Below are 16,266 nucleotides of genomic sequence, written 5' to 3' on the forward strand. Positions count from 1 at the left end.
CGGAATGAAATACTGGATGGTCCTGTGGCTGGCACTTGCCACCACGGCGATGGCGGCCCCGCGTAGCCAAGGGACGCCTGGGGAATTTGATTTTTATGTGTTGTCGCTGTCATGGTCGCCGACCTTCTGCCTGACGCACCCGGACAACGAGCAGTGTTCGGGCAAAGGCTACGGCTTTGTGCTGCACGGCTTGTGGCCGCAATACGCGCGGGGAGGGTGGCCGGCGACCTGCGCGCCGCAATCGCGCTTGAGCCGCGAAGAGATGGACAAAGGCGCGGCGCTGTTCCCGACGCGCTCGCTGCTCACCCACGAATGGGCCAAGCACGGCACCTGCAGCGGGCTGGACCCCTTGGCGTACCTGGAGAAAACCGATGCGGCGCTGGGCGTGGTTGCCATCCCTGCGCAACTGCAACCGTTCAACACGCCACCGTCGTTGCCGGCCCGCGAGATCGAAGCGCTGTTTCGCGAAAGCAACCCGCGCATGGGCAACCATGGGCTGGCGGTGATCTGCAAAGGCAAGGTGCTGTCGGAGGTGCGTGTGTGCCTGACCAAGGACCTGGCCTTCGCCGGTTGCCCGCGCAGTGTGAAAACCCAATGCCGTGATGGCGAAATTCGCATCCCCACGCAGCGTTGAACGCCGGCATCCACACACCTTTGCCCAAGCCACTGCACTAGGTCGAGATCCTGGCTGAGGATGGCGGGTGTGTGGCGTCGAAGACTGTGTGATCCACACCCCAGGGTGATTTTGTTCAATACCGATTTGACCCGGCCTTATACCGTGGAACCCTGTTTACGCCTCATCATAAAAAGGGAACCGCAATGAGCTTGATCATTTCCATGGCCGCCTTCGCCCTGGCCACGTCCATCACGCCGGGACCGGTCAACGTGGTCGCCCTGAGTTCCGGCGCGCGCTTCGGTTTTGTCGCCAGCCAGAAGCATGTGTTCGGCGCTGCCGTTGGCTTTACCTTGCTGTTGGTGCTGATCGGCCTGGGGCTGCACGAGGTGCTGGTGCGCTGGCCCATCCTGACCCAGTTGATCCAATGGGGCGGGGTGGCGTTCCTGCTGTACATGGCCTGGAAACTGGCGGTGGATGACGGCCAGCTCGACGCGGATGGCAGCGCGACGGCGCCATCCATGCTCTACGGCGCCATCATGCAGTGGCTCAACCCCAAGGCCTGGCTGGCCTGTGTGGCGGGCATGGGCTTGTTTGTGGCCGACGGCGATGGGCGGCAAGTCTGGCTGTTTGCCAGTCTCTACCTGGTGATCTGCTACCTGTCGGTGGCGTGCTGGGCCTATGCCGGGACCTTTCTACGCCGTTACCTGGACAATCCCCAAGGCGTGCGCCTGTTCAACCGCTCGATGGCCGCGTTGCTGGTGGCCAGTGTGGGTTATTTGCTGATGGCTTGAGCACCTCGCGGTATTGCCCCGGGGTGGCGGCGAAATGCTGTTTGAAGGTGCGCTGGAAGTGCGCCTGGTCGGCAAAGCCCGCGGCGAGCGCCACGTCGGCGATCAACTCGCCCTTGCGCAGCTGGGTGCGGGCAAACTGGATGCGCTGGTTGACCAGGAACGCGTGGGGCGTCAGCCCGTAGTACTGCTTGAAGGCGCGGATCAGGTACGACGGCGACAGTTCGGCCGCCAGGCAGATATCTTCGAGTTTCAACGCCTCGGTGCAGTGCGCACGGATGTACTCGGCGGCCCGCTCCAACTTGTGGTTGACCTCGCGCATCGGTGTGGGTGAAGGGTTCAGGCGCTGCTGGACTTCGCTGAAGTAGCTCACCAGCGCACTCTGTTTTTGCAGCAATTCGGCCTGCTCGTTCACCAGCATCCGGTACAACGCCAGCAAGCCGCTGTACAGCAGCGGGTCACGGGTATGCGGCGTATTGAACGGGCGATAACCCTGGTCGGTACTGAAGCCCAATTGGTACTGCAGCTCTGTCAGCCAGGGCGTGTCGAGGTACAGCATATGATAGGACCAGGGCTGGTCGTGGATAGGGTTGCAGGCATGCACATCGCCGGGGTTCATCAACACCACGGTGCCGGCGCTGATTTGGAATGTATCGGTGCCGTAATGGTAATAGCTGCGCCCGGTGGTGATCGCGCCGATGGAGAAATGCTCATGGGCGTGACGGGTGTAAGTGACCTTGCGCCCGTCGGCAATGGTCCGCGCTTCGATGAACGGCAGGCGCTCGTCGCGCCAGAAGCGCGGTGCGGCGGGGAAAGGGGTGGGCGGTGTCATGGGCGCGACTCCAGGGCAGTCAAGATCAGAAACGGATCGTTGCACAGACCCTGGCGTTTGGGTAGCCGATGACTTAATAGGGTTTCAGATTGTGCAAACGCTCGTTTCGGCGTTTGTTGATCATCAGGACCTTTTCCACATTGTTGAGGTTCTGCGTGGACTCGCTCAGATCCCGGTGGTTACTGAGCAGGCATTGGTCAACGACCATCCTGGCAATCGCTTCGAGTCGTGCCGATTGCCAGGACTTCGGTATGGGGGCGGGGTCACCCTGGGTATCCGTTATGAGGGTGGCGTCCAGGGGATGGAGCAGGACCTGCGAACTGGCGCCCGCCACGGGTTCGGAACCGGTGAGATAAGCACTCCAATCGATCTGCAACTGAACAGGGCCTGGAGCGACCGTGTCATTCAGCAGGCCGGATGGCGGGTTGGCCAGCTGCGTGATCAGCATCTGCCTGGGAAGCACTTGCAGCAGGTAGCGATCCCGCTGGTAGCGAACACGCAACAGGCATCCAAAATGTGCGGTGATCATCGTGTCCCGGACAGAGGGAGATGGTTTGCGCAGCAGGTACAGTTCGATGTTTCCCTGCTCCAGGCTGACGCGCTTGGGCAGCGGCAGGCAGGACAGCAGGTAGGCAATGTACACGATATAGCTCTCACGTAGGGATTCGAGCGCGGCGTGGAAGTTTTCATCGGCGTTGTGGTCCTTGAGCGTTCTCAAGGGGGGCGAAAACCTGTTGACCAGTACCTGTGGCTGAATCGCCCTCCAGCGTTCCATGTGCTTTAACTCACCGGCCAGATACAGTTCGGCCAGGGAAAAGGAAATATCCTGGGTGCTGACTTGCGGATAGCGAATACCGGGCGGAAGGAAGGGCGCCGGCATGAACACGGTTTTGTCCAGGTGAGCGTTATCCGGATAGACCTCACGCAGGTACCTCAATGCCGCCTCCTTCTGATCCGGATAGGGAGTGTGCAGCGAGCCGAAGGCATCGTTGAGGGTGCGCTTCTGTTTCTCATAGGTGCGCACGGCGAGCTCGCCTTTAAAGGGCAGGTCCGTGTCCGTCATATCCACTACGCCATTGGCACGCGCCCAGTCGAGGACGGGATCGACCGTAGGAGGCAGCGCCCAGAATTCCCGGTTGAGCGTCGTGGCAGGGTTATGGACCAGGGTCATGATGTTCTCAAGTGTCATGTACCGGCTGGCGCCAGGGGTTTTCAACTCGATGAAATCAACGAACTGCTTGAACACGACCCAGTTCTGGTTGCACAGGTAAGGCAGGTTTTCGGGGATGTTGCGCACCAGCAATTGTGGCGCGCTGCCACTGAGCAGCAAATGCGCGGCCAATGGTGCACCCTCCAGAAGGGTCTGGCGCAGGAGGGCTTCCAGATTGCTGCGCACCAGTGCGCAGTTGTCACCCCAGTAGTAATCGGTGTCGATGGCCAGCCCGCCGACCAGGTTGCGTTGTGTGCCGGCCTGTTCGTCCAGGCTCAGAATCAGTGCGCTGAGCAGCAGTGTCTGCCGGCGCTGTTGCGGCGTTGTACCGTGCAGTGCGGCATCGGACCAGATGACGAGGGTGTTCAGGCGCTCGACCAATAGCTGGCTGCGCGGGCTCTGCACCATCTGGTTCAGCAGCATGTCCGCTTCGGCGCGGATCCTGGGGGCGCTCTTGCTCGCCCAACAAGGTTCGCCGAGCCACTTGAACAGGGGCGCTCCCTGCGCCTGTGCAAACGCCTGTTGCGCTTCGTATACCTGTCGGCGTTGTGCGCTGGATAAGGTCAGCAATGACGGCTGCGGCTGGCCCAGGCCCTGCCAGTAGTTGCCCAGCCGTGGTGTCGCAGCCCTGACGGCCCTCAGGTAGTGCGCTGCCTGTTGGGCCTGGTCCGCTGTCTTCACTTCGGTCATGCGCAGGAACTTCATCAACTGCTTGAGGGTGGCCTTCATATCACTGCGCAGCTCGCCACCCAGTTGTTTGGCCAGCTCCTGCAAGGGCGTGAGATAGAGCTTGAGCGCTGGACTGGAGACGATATCGTCCGTGAGGCTTCTGCGCATGCCGTCCCTGTCGTCCGCGCCTACATACCCCTCTTCAGTCAGCAGTACCAGCGCCTTTTCGTCGTCGATACCGCGTTTCACGCAAATGGCGACAAATGATCTGTGCTTGATCATCATCAGCAGTTTTTCGGCGCTCTCCTCCAGCAACTGGTAGAACATCGAGTCAGTGTCCAGCTCGACCGTATCGTCGAGCTCAACCGTTTCATCGGGTTGTTTGCCAGCGCTGACGCGCTCCAACTCTGTCTGCAGGCGATTAAAGTTATTCAGGGCGCTCAGGCTGTTTTGTTTGCGCTTGAGCCATTGCGCATCCTGGGCCGCTTCACTGCAGTACGGCTGCCCAGGCACGGATGACTGGCGCAGGCGCGTGATCAGGGCGTGCACATCGCTTGCCTGGAGGGGGACCTCGATGGCGTAGAAGTGCATGAGCTCTGCCAGGCTCAGGCTGTTATTGGAGGCCACCTGTTCTCCCAGCAACGATGCATATTGCGCCAGTCGAATCAGCCGACCCGCCACTGGCGCACCACCCAGGTGTGTACGCAGGCTGATGCTGATCCCCTGGAGCTCTGCGGATGAGGCACGCAGGGAATGATCCTCGCCGGAATAAATAAAGTATTCATCGGGGCCCAACGCAGTCGGGAACGTTTGCGTGAACTCGATCGAGTTGATCACGCTCTGCAGTAATTGCGCGGCCTCTTTCAAGGTGTGGGCTACGAAAGAGTCAGACCTCAGCGTGAGGCGGTGGCGGTAAGCGAGGTAGCTGTCATGGGGTTCATCTGCGGCTGCCGCGCTGGCCATGCATTGCTCGAGGTTATCGGCCAGTTGCAGCAAATCCAGGTGCTGGGCGTGCATTTCATGACGTGTCGCCGACTGCGCGCGGCCATTGTCACCCATCGTTGGAAAGGCATGGTAGGCCTGCAGCTCATCGACAATCATCCGTGCCTGGATCTGGTTTTTGGGCAACGTGTAGCCGTAGAACGCCAGCGTCAATTCGAGTGGCAATTCAAACGTACTGTGGCCGTTTGGCAAGTCGATATAGGGCACGCCCAGTTGGTTGGGGTCAATGATCTCGGAGATACCCAGGATCGGCGCGGACACTTCCAGCCAGCCTGGGTCGTCATGAAGATGAAAGGCCCTGGAAGTCAGTTGGTCCTCGTGAATGACATTGGCGTGCAGGGAGCTTCCCATGACCTTGATGCTTCGATACTCCAGGTGCTGCGCGTCGGCCCATGCCAGGAACACGCTCTGGTTGATAGCCTTGCCGAACAGCACCATCCATTGGCCAAGCCTGGAATTGCGGTCGACCGCGATCAACGCGGGAGGCCCCAGCAGAGTCCAATTGTGCGGTAAGGCGGGGGACAGCAGTGCTACCAGGCTGTTGATCAGCTTCAGATCATCCTGGGTGGCAAACAAGACGGGGCTGGCAGGCAGTGGCTCGGTCGCCGCAGCGGCAATCAGCGGGGCAAATTCGTACATGAATGAAGTTCCGTTTCAAGGTTGCCCAAGAAAACGCTCTTGAGCGGAGCTTCATGGTCGAGGGTTTTTACCTGCGCTTGATAGCCTGCGCCATCCGGAGTTGCTGTAGGTCGAGTAGGCAGCCACGGTGATCCAATGGCGAGGCACGCCCACGCAGGAGGTGGGCGTGCTCATCGCTCAGAGGCGCTCCGGGCAGGGCACCAGAAAGGCCGCTTCCAGCAGTTGACGCGTATACCCATGCTGCGGATCAGCGAAAATCGCTCGCGCATCGCCTTGCTCCACCACCTGCCCCTGCTTGACCACCATCAACTGGTGACTCAGCGCCTTCACCACCGCCAGGTCATGGCTGATAAACAGGTAGGTCAGGTTGTACTTGGCCTGCAGGCTGCGCAGCAATTCCACCACTTGCCGTTGCACGGTGCGATCCAGCGCCGAGGTCGGTTCGTCCAGCAGAATCAGGCGCGGCTTGAGCACCAGTGCGCGGGCGATGGCGATGCGTTGGCGTTGGCCGCCGGAGAACTCATGGGGGTAGCGATGACGGGACTCAGGGTCCAGGCCCACCTCCTTGAGCGCCGCGATAATCGCCGCTTCCTGCTCGGCGGGCGTGCCCATCCTGTGGATGCGCAGGCCTTCGCCGACGATCTCGCTGACGCACATGCGTGGGCTCAGGCTGCCGAACGGGTCCTGGAACACCACCTGCATTTCCCGGCGCAACGGGCGCACCTGTTGCTGGGTCAGCGTGTCCAGTTGCTGGCCTTCGAAACGAATCCCGCCCTTGCTGGCAATCAAGCGCAAAATCGCCAGGCCCAGGGTGGATTTGCCCGAGCCGCTTTCGCCGACGATGCCCAGGGTCTGGCCCTGGGGCAGGCTGAAGTTGATCCCGTCCACCGCCTTGACGTAATCGACGGTGTTGCGCAAGAAGCCCTTCTTGATCGGGAACCAGACTTTCAGGTCATCGACTTCCAGCAACGGCGGGCCGACTTGGTTGCTGGCCGGACCACCGCTGGGTTCCGCCGCCAGCAATTCCTGGGTGTAAGAGTGTTGGGGCGACTGGAACAGCGTCTCGCACTCGGCCTGCTCGACGATGCAGCCTTGCTGCATCACGCACACGCGGTGAGCAATGCGCCGCACCAGGTTCAAGTCGTGGCTGATCAACAGCAAGGCCATGCCCAAACGCGCCTGCAATTCCTTGAGCAACTCCAGGATCTTCAACTGCACGGTGACATCAAGGGCCGTGGTCGGCTCATCCGCGATCAGCAACTCCGGCTCATTGGCCAGGGCCATGGCGATCATCACCCGCTGGCGCTGGCCGCCCGACAATTCATGGGGCAGGGCCTTGAGCCGTTTGTGCGGCTCGGGGATGCCCACCAGTTCCAGCAACTCCAGGGTGCGCCGGGTCGCGACCTTGCCGGTCAGGCCCTTGTGCAGGCCGAGTACTTCGTTGATCTGCTTCTCGATGCAGTGCAGCGGATTCAACGACGTCATCGGCTCCTGGAAGATCATCGCGATGCGGTTGCCGCGAATATGCCGCAGGGTCTTTTCCTTCAGGGTCAGCAGGTCCTGGCCGGAATAGGTGATGGTGCCGGAAGGATGCCGGGCCAGCGGGTAGGGCAGCAGGCGCAGGATCGAGTGGGCGGTCACCGATTTGCCTGAGCCGCTTTCGCCAACCAGGGCCAGGGTTTCGCCGCGCTTGATATCGAAGCTGACGTTGTTGACCACACGGTGGTGATGCTCGCCCGTGACGAACTCGACGGAGAGGTCGCGGATTTCGATCAGATTGTCCTGATTCATCTCATTTCCTCGGGTCGAAGGCATCGCGAGCGGACTCGCCGATAAACACCAGCAAACTCAACATGATCGCCAGCACGGCAAACGCGCTCATGCCCAGCCACGGTGCCTGCAGGTTGGATTTGCCCTGGGCCACCAGTTCGCCCAGGGACGGCGAACCGGCCGGCAGGCCAAAGCCGAGGAAGTCCAGGGCGGTCAGGGTGCCGATGGCGCCGGTGAGGATGAACGGCATGAAGGTCATGGTCGAGACCATGGCATTGGGCAGGATATGGCGGAACATGATCGCGCCGTTCTGCATCCCCAGTGCCCGCGCCGCGCGCACGTATTCGAGGTTACGCCCGCGCAGGAACTCGGCGCGCACCACGTCCACCAGGCTCATCCAGGAAAACAGCAGCATGATCCCCAGCAGCCACCAGAAGTTCGGCTGCACGAAGCTGGCGAGGATGATCAGCAGGTACAGCACCGGCAAACCGGACCAGATTTCCAGGAAGCGCTGCCCGGCCAGGTCGACCCAGCCGCCATAGAAACCCTGCAAGGCGCCGGCGATCACGCCGATGATCGAACTGAGCACCGTCAACGTCAGGGCAAACAGCACCGACACACGGAAGCCATAGATCACCCGCGCGAGCACGTCGCGGCCCTGGTCATCGGTACCCAGCAGGTTGACGCGCGAAGGCGGCGCCGGGGCAGGTACCTTCAGGTCGTAGTTGATGCTCTGGTAGCTGAACGGGATCGGCGCCCACAGGGTCCAGGCGTCCTTGGCCTTGAGCAGTTCCTGGATATACGGGCTCTTATAGTTGGCTTCCAGGGGGAATTCGCCGCCGAAGGTGGTTTCCGGGTAGCGCTTGAGCGCCGGGAAATACCAGTCGCCGTCGTAGTGCACCGCCAGTGGCTTGTCGTTGGCGATCAGCTCCGCGCCCAGGCTCAGCCCGAACAGGATCAGGAACAGCCACAGCGACCACCAGCCACGCTTGTTGGCCTTGAACCGCTCGAACCGGCGGCGATTGAGGGGGACAGGTTCATCTCAATGCTCCCGGCTGGCGAAGTCGATACGCGGATCGACCAGGGTGTAGGTGAGGTCGCCGATCAGTTTCACCACCAGCCCCAGCAGGGTGAAGATAAACAGCGTGCCGAACACCACCGGGTAGTCGCGGTTGATCGCCGCTTCAAAGCTCATCAGGCCCAGGCCGTCGAGGGAGAAGATCACTTCCACCAGCAACGAGCCGGTGAAGAAAATCCCGATGAACGCCGACGGGAAGCCGGCGATCACCAGCAGCATCGCGTTACGGAACACATGGCCGTAGAGCACCCGGTGGTTGGTCAGGCCCTTGGCCTTGGCGGTGATCACGTATTGCTTGTTGATCTCGTCGAGAAAGCTGTTCTTGGTCAGCAGGGTCATGGTCGCGAAGTTGCCGATCACCAGCGCGGTGATGGGCAGCGCCAGGTGCCAGAAGTAGTCGAGCACCTTGCCGCCCCAGCTCAACTCATCGAAGTTGTTGGACGTGAGCCCACGCAAGGGGAACCAGTCGAAATAACTGCCGCCGGCAAACACCACGATCAGCAGGATCGCAAACAGGAACGCCGGGATCGCATAGCCGACGATGATTGCCGAGCTGGTCCACACATCGAAGTGGCTGCCATGTCGCGTGGCCTTGGCGATCCCCAGCGGGATCGACACCAGGTACATGATCAGCGTGCTCCATAACCCCAGGGAGATCGATACCGGCATCTTTTCCTTGATCAGGTCGATGACCTTGGCGTCACGGAAGAAGCTGTCGCCGAAATCCAGCCGGGCGTAGTTCTTGACCATGATCCACAAGCGTTCCGGCGCCGACTTGTCGAAGCCGTACATCTTTTCGATTTCCTTGATCAGCGCCGGGTCCAGGCCCTGGGCGCCACGGTAGCTGCTGGAACCGGCCACCGAGACCTCGGCACCGCCGCCGGCAATGCGGCTGGTGGCGCCTTCAAAGCCTTCGAGCTTGGCGATCATCTGTTCCACCGGGCCCCCGGGGGCGGCCTGGATAATGATGAAGTTGATCAGCAGGATCCCGAACAACGTCGGGATGATCAGCAACAGGCGGCGAACAATATAGGCCAGCATTTAATCGCCTCCGCTCGCCGCATCGGCGCTCGTGTCGGTAGCCGTTTCCAGGGTGACGGCAGGTTTTACGTTGGGCTTTGCCCACCAGGTGGCGGTGCCCACATCATAGCGTGGCGGGATTTTCGGATGGCCGAGGTGGTCCCAGTACGCCACGCGGAAGGTCTTGATGTGCCAATTGGGGATCACGTAGTAACCGAACTGCAGCACACGGTCCAGGGCCTTGGCATGGGCGATCAGGCTGTTGCGCGAGTCGGCGTCGATCAGTTCTTCCACCAACTGGTCGACCGCCGGATCCTTGAGGCCCATGTAGTTGCGGCTGCCGGGTTTGTCGGCACTGGAGGACTTCCAGAATTCCCGTTGTTCGTTACCCGGCGAGGTGGATTGCGGGAAGCTGCCCACCATCATGTCGAAGTCCCGGGAACGCACACGGTTGACGAACTGCGAAACGTCCACCCGGCGGATCACCAGGTCGATGCCCAGGTCCGCCAGGTTGCGTTTGAACGGCAGCAGGATGCGCTCGAACTCGGTCTGGGCCAGCAGGAACTCGATGGTGACCGGGTTGCCCGTGGTGTCGACCATCTTGTCGTCGACGATGCGCCAGCCGGCCTCCTGCAGCAGTTGGTAGGCCTCGCGTTGCTGGGTGCGGATCATGCCGCTGCCGTCGGTTTTGGCCGGCTCGAAGGCCTGGGTGAAGACTTCGGCGGGGATCTTGTCGCGCAGGGGTTCGAGGATTTTCAGCTCATCCGGGCCGGGCAGGCCGGTGGCGGCCATTTCGGAGTTTTCGAAGTAGCTGCGGGTGCGAGTGTAGGCGCCGTTGAACAGCTGTTTGTTGCTCCACTCGAAGTCCAGCAACAGGCTGATGGCCTTGCGCACACGCACATCCTGGAACATCGGCTTGCGCGTATTGAACACAAAACCCTGCATGCCGGTGGGATTGCCGTTGGGGATTTCTTCCTTGATCAGCCGGCCCTCGGTCACGGCCGGAATGTTGTAGGCATTGGCCCAGTTCTTGGCGCTGAATTCCAGCCAGTAGTCGAACTGCCCGGCCTTCAATGCCTCCAGGGACACGGTGCTGTCGCGGTAGTAGTCGGTGATGCGGTTGTCGAAATTGTAGAAACCCTTGGTGATCGGCAGGTCCTTGGCCCAGTAGTCCTTGACCCGCTCGTAGCGGATCATGCGCCCGGCCTTGACCTCGGCCACCTTGTACGGCCCGCTGCCCAGGGGCACCTCGAGGTTGCCCTTGGCAAAGTCCCGCGTGGCCCACCAATGTTTGGGCAGTACCGGCAGTTGCCCGAGGATCAGCGGCAATTCGCGGTTGTTGGTGCGCTTGAACTTGAACAGCACCCGCAGCGGGTCTTCGGCGACCACTTCATCCACATCGGCGTAGTAGGTGCGGTAGATCGGCGAGCCTTCCTTCATCAGTTCCTGAAAGGTGAACACCACGTCTTCGGCACGGATCGGGTGGCCGTCGTGGAAGCGCGCTTCGGGACGCAGGTAGAAGCGCACCCAGCTGTTGTCCGGGGCTTTTTCGATCTTGCCGGCGATCAGGCCGTATTCGGTGATGGGTTCGTCCAGGCTCTGCATGGCCAGGGTGTCGTAGATCAGGCTGATGTTGTCGGCCGGCACGCCCTTGCTGATAAACGGGTTGAGGCTGTCGAAGCCGCCCATGCTCGACTCGCGGAAGGTGCCGCCCTTGGGAGCATCCGGGTTGACGTAGTCGAAGTGCTTGAAGTCGGCGGGGTATTTCGGCGGCTCGTTGTACAGCGTCAGTGCGTGTTGCGGCGCGGCGTGGGCCGTGGTGCACAGCAACAGGCTGCCGAGCAGTACGTTGCGCAAATACATCATTGGGCTTTCTCCGAAGCTTTCAGCCACCACGCGCTCAGGCCCAGGCTGTAGGGCGGCGTGGTGACAAAGGCGAACCGGTTGCGGTACGCCAGGCGATGATAGTTGAGGTACCAGTTGGGAATGCTGTAGTGCTGCCACAGCAGCACCCGGTCCAGGGCGCGGCCGGCGGCCAGTTGTTCTTCGCGGGTCTGCGCCGCCAGCAGTTGTTCCAGCAGGTGGTCGACAACGGGGTTGGCGATGCCCGCATAGTTCTTGCTGCCCTTGATCGCGGCCTGGCTGGAGTGGAAGTACTGCCACTGTTCGAGGCCGGGGCTCAAGGTCTGGTTGAGGGTGATCAGGATCATGTCGAAATCGAATTGATCCAGGCGTTGCTTGTACTGAGCGCGGTCGACGGTGCGCAGGCGTGCGTCAATGCCGATGCTGATCAGGTTCTCGACATAGGGCTGCAGGATGCGCTCCAGGTTCGGGTTGACCAGCAGGATCTCGAAGCGCAGCGGTTGCCCGTCCTTGTTGAGCAGGCGTTGGCCCGACAGCTTCCAGCCGGCTTCGCCCAGCAGCGCCAGGGCGTGGCGCAGGGTTTCGCGGGGGATGCCGCGCCCGTCGGTCTGGGGCAGGCTGAAGGCTTGGGTAAACAGGTTGGGCGGCAGCTGGTCGCGGTAGGGGGAGAGCATCAGCCATTCATGGCCGGTTGGCACCCCGGTAGCAGCGAATTCGCTGTTGGGGTAATAGCTGAGCGTGCGTTTGTAGGCGCTGCTGAACAGGGTGCGGTTGGTCCACTCGAAGTCGAACATCAACCCCAGGGCTTCGCGCACCTTGGTCTGGCTGAAGGTCGGGCGCCGGGTGTTCATGAACAGGCCCTGGCTTTGGGTCGGGATCTGGTGGGCGATCTGCGCCTTGATCACTTCGCCACGGTTCACCGCCGGGAAGTTGTAGCCATTGGCCCAGTTCTTGGCCTGGTGCTCGATGTAAATGTCGAACTCGCCGGCCTTGAACGCTTCGAAGGCCACATCGCTGTCGCGGTAGAACTCCACCTCGACCTTGTCGTAGTTATAGAAACCCTGGTTGACTGGCAAGTCCTTGCCCCAGTAATCCTTGACCCGTTCGAACACCAGCTGGCGTCCAGGGGTGACCTTGCTGATACGGTACGGCCCGCTGCCCAGGGGCGGTTCGAAGGTGGTCGCCTTGAAGTCGCGGTTTTTCCAATAGTGCTGAGGCAGTACCGGCAATTCGCCCAGGCGCAGGATCAGCAACGGGTTGCCGGCACGCTTGAACACAAAGCGGATGCGGTGAGGGTTGAGGATGTCCACCCGCGCCACTTCCTGCAGGTTGGTGCGGTACTGGGGGTGGCCTTCGGTCAGCAGGGTGCGATAGGAAAATGCCACGTCATAGGCCGTGATCGGCTTGCCATCGTGGAAGCGCGCCTGCGGACGCAGGTTGAATACGACCCAGCTGCGGTCCTCGCTGTATTCCACCGACTGGGCAATCAGCCCGTAGCTGGAGGTGGGCTCGTCGCCGGACGGCGCGTACTGACCGGTGCCGACCATCAACGGCTCGTTCAGCTCATTGACGCCGTATTGCAGGAAGTTGGGGGTGGAAACCGGGCTTGAACCCTTGAACGTGTAGGGGTTGAGGGTATCGAAGGTGCCAAATGCCATGACCCGCAAGGTCCCGCCTTTCGGCGCTGCAGGGTTTACCCAATCGAAGTGGGTGAATTTGGCCGGGTACTTGAGCGTGCCGAACTGCGTGTAACCGTGGCTCTCGGTTATTGTCGCGTTCGCACCAAAGCTCAAGGCCAGACTTATTAGTAGAAGGAGGGGACGCTTCAAGTCAGGGATCCGATCCAGGCGGCTTGGGCTTTATGATCGGTACAGTAACAGCTTGTTCCGGTTGGAAAAAGCCGGTTGGGAACACTGGAGATTCAGTGTGGGAGGGGGCTTGCCCCGGTACAAACCGGGGACATCGTTTACATTTCTAACCGGGGACATGGTTTACAGGCTAATACGCATGATCAGGAGGTAACTGATCATGCCCTGGAACCAAGAGTCCCCCATGAATCAAAGAATCAAGCTGGTAGCTGATTGGCTTTCTGGCAACTTCACCAAAAGCCAGTTGGCACGCCGCTTTGACGTTAGCCGACCTACCGTCGATAAGTGGATTGCCCGGCACGACGGCGATTTGAGGTCTTTATCCGAACTGTCCCGGCGACCTCACAACAGCCCAAATAAAACCGACGACGAGATTTTGGCCCGTGTAGTCGCGATGAAGGAGGCTCACGATAAATGGGGGCCGAAAAAGCTTCTCGAACTATTACGGCTGGAAGATCCCTGCGTCACCTGGCCCTCTCCAAGTACGGCCGGTCAATGGCTTGACCGACTTGGGCTCGTCAAAAAGCGGCGCTTCAAACGCCGACACAGCATTTCCCACGCACAAATGCGAAAGGCCGACGAACCTAACAAGACGTGGTGTGCTGACTACAAAGGGCAGTTCAAGATGCTTAATGCTCAGATGTGCTTCCCTTTGACCGTCACAGACCATGCGTCGCGGCTGATTTTAGCGTGTAGGGCCCATCCCAAGATCATGACCCAGCCCGTAAAACAGGCCTTTGAGAGGCTTTTTCAGGAGTACGGCATGCCGGAAGTTATCCGTTCAGACAACGGGGTACCGTTCGCCTCTCCTGGCCTGGCAAGAATATCCACACTGGCAGTTTGGTGGATTCGGCTGGGTATTTATCCCGAGCGAACCATGCCGGGAAGACCTGCCCAGAATGGTCGCCATGAACGAATGCACCGTAGCTTGAAACTTGAGTTGCCCTTAGGGAAAAACTTAGTCGAGCAGCAGCTTTTGCTGGAGCATTTCAGGCATGAGTTTAATTACGTACGCCCTCACGAAGCGCTCGGCATGAAAAGTCCGGGAGACTTGTATGTGCCGTCCACCCGAATTTATCCAGGATGCTTGCCCGATGTGGAATATCCGGCAGAAATGAAAGTTCGAAGCGTCAGGCAGGACGGATCGATCAAGTGGAACGGCAAGTTGGTATTTATCAGCGAGGCGCTGTCCGGGGAAAGGATAGGGCTCAAAGAAGCTGAAGATGATGCTTGGGATTTGTACCTGTGTGATTATCCCTTGGGGAGGCTTGGACGAGGTATGACCCGCGTCCAGGCCTCAAATGTGTAAACGATGTTCCCGGTTTCAGATGTAAACGATGTCTACGGTTCTACACCCCGATATCGGTGGATCAGCCAATGAATCTGGTGGCTGACAAACTGCTATCGGGGGCAAGCCCCCTCCCACATTGGTTCTACAGTGTTCTTAAAACCTTAGCGCGGCCCAGACACTACAAGCATCTGCCCCGGCTTAAGCGCCTGGCCAGTACGGGGGTTCCAACGCTTGAGATGTTGCATCTCGACGTTGAAGCGCTTGGCGACGATGTACAGCGAGTCGCCTTTCTTGACCTTGTACTGCACCGGCTTCTTGCTGTCGGCCTTCGCCACCAGCTTGCGGGTGTCCTGCATCACCAGGGTCTGGCCGACCTTGAGGGCCTGGCCGTTGAGTTTGTTCCAGCGCTGCAGGTCATGCACATCGACCTTGTTCGCCTTGGCGATCAGCGTGAGGTTGTCGCCACTGCGCACCTTGTAGCTGCGGGTGCGGCCGGCCACCCGGGCGGTCTCGACTTCGTCGAACACCTGTTTTTTCGGGCGCATCGCCAGCAATTCTTCCGGCTTCATCGTCGAAAGGGTGCTGGTGAGCAATTGTGCCTTGGAGCTCGGCACCAGCAGGTGCTGCGGGCCATCCAGGGTGGTGCGTTGCTTGAGCGCCGGGTTGAGCTGGAACAGTTCGTCTTCGTCGATCTCGGCCAGCGCGGCAACCCGCGACAGGTCCATGCTTTGCTTGACCTCGACCACTTCGAAGTACGGCGTGTTGGCAATCGGGTTCAGGTTGACGCCATAGGCCTCGGGGGCCAGCACCACCTGGGACAGCGCCAGGAACTTGGGCACATAGTCCTTGGTTTCCTGGGGCAGGGGCAGGTTCCAGTAGTCGGTGGGCAGGCCGAGCTTCTCGTTGCGCTCGATGGCACGGCTCACCGTGCCTTCGCCGGCGTTATAGGCGGCCAGGGCCAGCAGCCAGTCGCCGTTGAACATGTCGTGCAGACGGGTCAGGTAGTCCAGGGCGGCGGTGGTGGAGGCGGTGATGTCGCGGCGGCCGTCGTAGGCGCGGGTCTGGCGCAGGTTGAAGTAGCGCCCGGTGGAGGGGATGAACTGCCACAGGCCGACGGCATCGCTGCGCGAATACGCCATCGGGTTGTAGGCACTTTCGATCACCGGCAGCAGCGCCAGCTCCAGGGGCATGTTGCGTTCTTCAAGGCGTTCGACGATGTAATGAATGTAGAGGCTGCCGCGTTCACCGGCGTTCTCCAGGAAGGACGGGTTGCTGGCGAACCACAGGCGCTGTTGCTCGATGCGCGGGTTGACGCCCACGTTGTCCTGCAATTGAAAGCCCCGGCGCATGCGTTCCCACACGTCCTGAGGCACTTCTGGAGCAGGTTTCTCTGAAAGCCAGATGACGGGTTTCTGTTTGATCTTGGCGGCAAGGTTGGGCTTGGGTTGCACGGTGGATTGTGCGGCGAAATTTGTCGATTGGCAGCCCGCCAGCGTGGCGGACACAGCCACCGCCACAGCTTGAGCCAGGCGGGTCAATGCGTCTGAATGGTTGGCTTTACGAATAGATGACGACATTGGCTGGAAGTAAGTTCCGGGCAAAAATGTCGGGCGATTCTAG

10 protein-coding genes and 1 pseudogene are annotated in these 16,266 nt (G+C 60.5%); 3 read left to right on the plus strand and 8 right to left on the minus strand.

Going from position 1 to position 16,266, the window contains the following annotated elements; genetic code table 11:
- Window positions 1-4: 4 nt before the first annotated feature.
- Both NIBR502773_RS28160 and NIBR502773_RS28165 read left to right on the plus strand, forming a co-directional pair.
- The gene (locus tag NIBR502773_RS28160) at window positions 5-634 is read left to right on the plus strand and encodes a ribonuclease T2 (RefSeq protein WP_065941194.1); all 630 of its coding nucleotides are present in this window, start codon (window positions 5-7) and stop codon (window positions 632-634) included.
- Between the two features lie 185 nt (window positions 635-819).
- Entirely contained in the window at window positions 820-1,407 is a 588-nt protein-coding gene (locus NIBR502773_RS28165) for a LysE family translocator (RefSeq protein ID WP_065941195.1), read from the plus strand.
- Here the strand turns inward: NIBR502773_RS28165 and NIBR502773_RS28170 are convergent.
- The 7 genes and pseudogenes from NIBR502773_RS28170 to NIBR502773_RS28200 all read right to left on the minus strand — a co-directional run bounded on the left by NIBR502773_RS28170 (window position 1,349) and on the right by NIBR502773_RS28200 (window position 13,316).
- Window positions 1,349-2,236: an AraC family transcriptional regulator gene (locus tag NIBR502773_RS28170; RefSeq protein ID WP_141157512.1), complete on the minus strand. Its 888-nt coding sequence runs from the start codon at window positions 2,234-2,236 to the stop codon at window positions 1,349-1,351. The genes NIBR502773_RS28165 and NIBR502773_RS28170 overlap by 59 nt on opposite strands.
- Before the next feature lie 73 nt (window positions 2,237-2,309).
- The gene (locus tag NIBR502773_RS28175; protein ID WP_141157513.1) at window positions 2,310-5,756 is read right to left on the minus strand and encodes a hypothetical protein; all 3,447 of its coding nucleotides are present in this window, start codon (window positions 5,754-5,756) and stop codon (window positions 2,310-2,312) included.
- Between the two features lie 177 nt (window positions 5,757-5,933).
- Entirely contained in the window at window positions 5,934-7,547 is a 1,614-nt protein-coding gene (locus NIBR502773_RS28180; RefSeq protein ID WP_141157514.1) for an ABC transporter ATP-binding protein, read from the minus strand.
- A gap of 1 nt (window position 7,548) precedes the next feature.
- Window positions 7,549-8,556, minus strand: a pseudogene (locus NIBR502773_RS28185) (ABC transporter permease); the annotation flags it as partial.
- Window positions 8,557-8,568: 12 nt separating this feature from the next.
- The gene (locus NIBR502773_RS28190) at window positions 8,569-9,645 is read right to left on the minus strand and encodes a microcin C ABC transporter permease YejB (protein ID WP_027606500.1); all 1,077 of its coding nucleotides are present in this window, start codon (window positions 9,643-9,645) and stop codon (window positions 8,569-8,571) included.
- The gene (locus NIBR502773_RS28195) at window positions 9,646-11,490 is read right to left on the minus strand and encodes an extracellular solute-binding protein (protein ID WP_141157515.1); all 1,845 of its coding nucleotides are present in this window, start codon (window positions 11,488-11,490) and stop codon (window positions 9,646-9,648) included.
- On the minus strand, window positions 11,487-13,316 hold the full coding sequence (locus tag NIBR502773_RS28200) for an extracellular solute-binding protein (protein ID WP_115486255.1): 1,830 nt from the start codon (window positions 13,314-13,316) through the stop codon (window positions 11,487-11,489). Before NIBR502773_RS28200 ends, NIBR502773_RS28195 begins: the two co-directional genes overlap by 4 nt.
- 199 nt (window positions 13,317-13,515) lie before the next feature.
- Between NIBR502773_RS28200 and NIBR502773_RS28205 the strand changes: the two genes are divergently transcribed.
- Window positions 13,516-14,664, plus strand: coding sequence for an integrase core domain-containing protein (locus tag NIBR502773_RS28205; RefSeq protein ID WP_141156085.1), 1,149 nt, complete (start codon window positions 13,516-13,518; stop codon window positions 14,662-14,664).
- A 143-nt stretch (window positions 14,665-14,807) separates the two neighbouring features.
- Here NIBR502773_RS28205 and NIBR502773_RS28210 read toward each other — a convergent pair whose 3' ends face one another.
- A complete protein-coding gene (locus NIBR502773_RS28210) occupies window positions 14,808-16,223 on the minus strand; it encodes a lytic transglycosylase domain-containing protein (RefSeq protein ID WP_027606497.1) in 1,416 nt (471 codons plus the stop codon).
- Window positions 16,224-16,266: the final 43 nt, after the last annotated feature.

Origin of the sequence: Pseudomonas sp. NIBRBAC000502773 (assembly GCF_006517195.1) — a bacterium.
Lineage (GTDB): Bacteria > Pseudomonadota > Gammaproteobacteria > Pseudomonadales > Pseudomonadaceae > Aquipseudomonas > Aquipseudomonas marginalis.

What these genes read in the sequence shown, in the direction of transcription:
- NIBR502773_RS28210 (WP_027606497.1), bottom strand. Translation starts at nt 16,223, where the DNA reads ATGTCGTCATCTATTCGTAAAGCCAACCATTCAGACGCATTGACCCGC.
- NIBR502773_RS28160 (WP_065941194.1), top strand. Translation starts at nt 5, where the DNA reads ATGAAATACTGGATGGTCCTGTGGCTGGCACTTGCCACCACGGCGATG.
- NIBR502773_RS28180 (WP_141157514.1), bottom strand. Translation starts at nt 7,547, where the DNA reads ATGAATCAGGACAATCTGATCGAAATCCGCGACCTCTCCGTCGAGTTC.
- NIBR502773_RS28205 (WP_141156085.1), top strand. Translation starts at nt 13,516, where the DNA reads ATGCCCTGGAACCAAGAGTCCCCCATGAATCAAAGAATCAAGCTGGTA.
- NIBR502773_RS28195 (WP_141157515.1), bottom strand. Translation starts at nt 11,490, where the DNA reads ATGATGTATTTGCGCAACGTACTGCTCGGCAGCCTGTTGCTGTGCACC.
- NIBR502773_RS28170 (WP_141157512.1), bottom strand. Translation starts at nt 2,236, where the DNA reads ATGACACCGCCCACCCCTTTCCCCGCCGCACCGCGCTTCTGGCGCGAC.
- NIBR502773_RS28175 (WP_141157513.1), bottom strand. Translation starts at nt 5,756, where the DNA reads ATGTACGAATTTGCCCCGCTGATTGCCGCTGCGGCGACCGAGCCACTG.
- NIBR502773_RS28165 (WP_065941195.1), top strand. Translation starts at nt 820, where the DNA reads ATGAGCTTGATCATTTCCATGGCCGCCTTCGCCCTGGCCACGTCCATC.
- NIBR502773_RS28190 (WP_027606500.1), bottom strand. Translation starts at nt 9,645, where the DNA reads ATGCTGGCCTATATTGTTCGCCGCCTGTTGCTGATCATCCCGACGTTG.